This window comes from uncultured Acinetobacter sp. (assembly GCF_947624825.1).
Taxonomy (GTDB): Bacteria; Pseudomonadota; Gammaproteobacteria; order Pseudomonadales; family Moraxellaceae; genus Acinetobacter.
The window spans coordinates 1-4231 of record NZ_CANQLZ010000107.1 but is presented as its reverse complement, the minus strand read 5'-3'; the positions used below and the strand labels follow the sequence as shown (position 1 = coordinate 4231).

At 32.3% G+C, this 4231-nt stretch carries 4 protein-coding genes and 1 pseudogene; 1 reads left to right on the top strand and 4 read right to left on the bottom strand.

What is annotated here, in order from left to right; all coding sequences use genetic code 11:
• The first annotated feature begins 580 nt into the window (after positions 1 to 580).
• A complete protein-coding gene (locus tag Q0017_RS13405) occupies positions 581 to 1846 on the top strand; it encodes a replication initiation protein (protein WP_298147836.1) in 1266 nt (421 codons plus the stop codon).
• Between the two features lie 96 nt (positions 1847 to 1942).
• On the opposite strand, the gene Q0017_RS13400 is transcribed toward Q0017_RS13405, so the two are convergent.
• From Q0017_RS13400 to Q0017_RS13385, 4 genes and pseudogenes are all read right to left on the bottom strand, one after another.
• Positions 1943 to 2944 carry a ParB/RepB/Spo0J family partition protein gene (locus Q0017_RS13400; protein ID WP_298147833.1) on the bottom strand — a complete coding sequence of 334 codons (1002 nt, stop codon included), beginning with the start codon at positions 2942 to 2944 and terminating at the stop codon, positions 1943 to 1945.
• A complete protein-coding gene (locus Q0017_RS13395; RefSeq protein ID WP_298147830.1) occupies positions 2944 to 3561 on the bottom strand; it encodes an AAA family ATPase in 618 nt (205 codons plus the stop codon). The genes Q0017_RS13400 and Q0017_RS13395 overlap by 1 nt, the downstream gene beginning before the upstream one ends.
• Positions 3562 to 3765: 204 nt before the next feature.
• A complete protein-coding gene (locus Q0017_RS13390; RefSeq protein ID WP_298147828.1) occupies positions 3766 to 3978 on the bottom strand; it encodes an IS3 family transposase in 213 nt (70 codons plus the stop codon).
• Positions 3917 to 4153 (bottom strand): annotated as a pseudogene (locus Q0017_RS13385) (transposase); the annotation flags it as partial. The pseudogene Q0017_RS13385 and the gene Q0017_RS13390, both read right to left, overlap by 62 nt.
• Positions 4154 to 4231: the final 78 nt, after the last annotated feature.

Genomic DNA, 4231 nt, shown 5'->3' with positions numbered 1-4231 from the left:
ATACGTTTTGTCCGTTCAACCATACGTTTTGTCCGTTCAACCATACGTTTTGTCCGTTCAACCATACGTTTTGTCCGATAACCATACGTTTTGTCTCAATTTATCCACATAGTTATCAATAGTAAAAAATTCTTATGATTTAAGTTGAAAATATGCGTTCAAGCTTATTTTATGAAAATGGCAAGCATCCTATTTTTAATTCCAAATAAATGATGAGATTTTAAACATTATCAATACATTTTGTCCGATAGAGATGCTTTTTTTCAAAAAATTGGTTTTTATTTCTGTAAGAATATGAGAATTTTCTTATTAATTTTTATTTAAATGACAATAAAGGCATTGAATAATAAAGCTTTTGGTTGATTTTAGTTTTATCTTTTATATAAACATACGTTTTGTCCGATCCATTTTACTTGGCTATATTTTATAAAATGACCATACATTTTGTCCGTTATTGGTGTTTTGCTAAGAACTTTAAAACCATACGTTTTGTCCGTAAATAAAAAGAGGGTATTTTTGTTGATTTCAATACAAAATATTATTAATGTATGGTTATGAGGTTGTGATCACGGATCTTGATTTGAAAAGTAAAGAATTAACGAAATCTTCGTCTCGTCGTGTTCAATACACTGACTTAGTAGCTACACGTAATGATATGACAACGGCAAATTATAGTTATGAAGCCAATGAGGAAAAACTCGTTTATTGTGCTATGGTTGCTGTGCGAAAAAATGAGTTGAATCAAAATATTCGTTTTGATCCAGATGAACTAATTACAATTAGTGCAGCGAATTTTGGGGAGTTGATTGCGGAAAAAGATTTAGATAAAGATGTAATTACAGCAAGTGAATTATATGAAATTCATCGCTATGGTGAAAAAGCTTTACAACGAGTCTATGATAGCTATAAGCCTAAGGTAATGTTAATAAAGAAAAAAGATGATCCTAATCCTATTAAAGTACCCATGATCATCTATTGTCATTATAGTAAAGAAACGAAATGCATGCAGATTCGTTTTGCTAAAGAATTTTATAATTATTTCTATAATTTAATTAATCCGACAGGGATGACACATTCATTCAGCACCCATCAAATTCGCTATGTGATGCGGATGCGTTCTAATTATGCTATGCGAATATATAGAATCCTCAATTCTGAACTATGGAAAGCCGAGTCATTAGGTGTTCAACAAATACATGATATCAGTTTGGAACGACTACGTTTTGCTTTGGATATTGAAGATAAATATAAACTGATTGATAACCTAAAAAGCCGTGTTTTGAACGTTGCTAAAACACAAATTAATAAGTTGAGTAATTTAGAAATTGATTATGAAACAATTAAAAATGGAAAATTTGTTGTCGGTATCCGTTTTCATTACAAAATGAAAGATAAGCATCGTAATCTTATTTTTCAACGTATTATTGATCGTTTAAAAGAAAAGCATCTTAAAAATGCAATTCCATATTGTGATGATGGATCTCATTTTCAAGATAAAGAACGTATTCAATATATTAAACCAGTCACTCGGTTGAGTCCGAAGCAAATTACAGTTTTAGTCAATTGTGATGTTTTTTTAAATGACTATGGTTGTTTTTTAGGTAGTTTAGATATGATTACAGCTAAAAAAACTATGCGTAGTTTATTAACAAATAAGCTTGATATCTTGAATAATCATAAATTGATTGATTTAGATTATTATTTTTGGATACAAGCAAAACGAAATATGAATATCTTTAAGAAAGATGCAGCCGAAGATAATATGGCAGATCATGAAGATAAAAATATTTTAGATTCTGATATGGATGAAATTTTTGATCCAGCAGAAGATCAGTTACCGTTTTAGTAAGAACTTTCTCTGAAACTTTTTAATGAACAGCGTATCCAATATTAAAAAATATTGGATACGCTGTTATAAATTTCCACAGTGGAAATTTATATTTTATAGAGATTCATCTAAACTCGAAAGAAACGCTTCTAATTTTTCTAACTTTTCTTGACTCAGTTCAATATTTAAACTCGTGCGAATGTTAAGGACTGTTTTGCCATTAAGATTTTTTTCCATTTTAAGCGAACCAAATTTAAGACCATCCTTATTTTTTAAGACCATTTTATTCACGAGAGCATTACTTTCAATCTTTTGATTTTTTTTGTTAACTGTCTCTTTGAACATTAAGGTTTTTTCTATCTCATAAATGAATTTTTTGGATGGACGATTTGTTTCTAAAAATTCATTCAGATATTTTTTCCATATGGTGAATGTGGCATCATCAACGCGTTGATGATTAAACTTTAAAACCAGTTTATTTAATTCAGTTAACAGTTGTTGTGCGGTTGCACCTGAAATCGCTTTGGGATGGGTTTTTAGGTCTTCTTTTATATAGTTTGGTAACTTATAAAAGCTCATGAGTCTAAAATACTTAGATTGATCTAATTGATATTTTTGAGTAATAAATTCGATATTTTGTAGCGTGTCACCAAACTCATCACAGTGTTTTTGTATGGCATTGACCAATTCAAAATCACTCAGGTTTGACCGATGTAAATTATCAATTAATGAAATTAAAGCGGTTTTTTCTTTTGATTGATCATCTCGAATAATTGCACGAATCGTCTTATGTTTTAATACATCACGAACAGCGCGAAATCGCATTTCTCCACCGACAAGCTCATATTTTTCTTCTTTTTTAATGACAACAATCGGATAAATTTGTCCATTCGTGGTAATACTGGTGGCAAGAGTTTCAACGTCTTGTAAAACCCGATCGGTAATAATACGAGGTTGATGCTCTGAGAAGTGAATCAGCTCTACGGGTAGATCAACAATATGATTTTCAGTTGATGATGAGCCTAATGCAACTTTTCCTGTTCCTGCTGCATTAATAAATGCCTGTTCCATTTCAAAGGGATCATCAAAATCGACAATGAGTGGTTTTTTCGCCATTATAGGATCTCCACCAAAAATTCATTCAATTCATCTTTTGCTTTGCTGCTGCCCATTTCTAAGACTGATTTTCCTTCGATCATGGCATCTCGGAATTGTTTACGATCACGCACAATAGTATTCAATGTTTTTACAGACTTGACTTGCTGAAGTAGTTCTAACGCAGCATCAATTTCTGTGGATTTAGCATTGGTTGGTGCTTTATTTAAGACGACAAAAGTTTCTAATTTTGTATTGACCTGTTTAGCTGCATTGACCAATCTGAGTACAAAGGGCAGCACTTCAATATCTGTTTGACTGGGTTGTGTGGGAATAATAAGAACGTCCGCGATTAATAGGGCTGAACGAAATTCAGCTGAATCACGTCCTGCAACATCCAATACAATATATTTATGATTTTGTTGTAACTGGTGTAGTTCTTCTTTTAGATTCTCTTTCCGTGCAATGGTCGTAATAGCATCTTGTGTTCTGCGTTTACTCCATTTGATAGCGGATAGTTGATCATCTCCATCGACAAGAATAGTTTGACCTTTTTTGCTTAGTGCAACAGCTAAATTCGTTGCGAGTGTGGTTTTGCCAACACCACCTTTTTGATTGGCAATTACATAGATTGTCATGGGTAAAATAGATAAAAATTAAATTTATTTTAACATAAAAAAAATATTTTTAAATTTCCACTGTGGAAATTTAAAAAATAAAGATCTCTAAAGCTAATTTTATTTTTTATTTATGAGTTGTAATACGTACTAATTTAGATTTTGACGAGTGACATAACCCAATTGAACCTGGACTGCTCCCAGTATCCTAGATACGAGATAGCCTCATTTTGAAGCTGCCTCAAAGGCTTCTGGACTCTTCCTATCAAGATACGAATGATGCCTAATTTGATTGTAAAACATCTTGATATAATCAAACACATCTGCACGAGCCATTTCTCGTGTTTTATAACCCGAATCATGGATAAGCCTAGTTTTATATCGTTGTAAATAGAGGCTTGTTCTGATGGCAGATTTGATAAGCACATAATGACGCATAAATCCCAGCGAAATAACCCGAAATGGAACGATGACGACTGCTTACTAGGTTATATTGTTGCTTCAATAAGCTAAAGATCGTCTCGATTTTATTGCGCTGTCTCAGCATAAGCTCATCCTCTAATGAGAGTTCTAATGGTCGCATGTTCTTGCGATGATATGTAATTAATTCAATATTGAACCGTACCGGGTTTGTCGGAGAGTCAATATTCTGAGAGACTATCCCGATGACAAAATTAAAATATACCCCTGA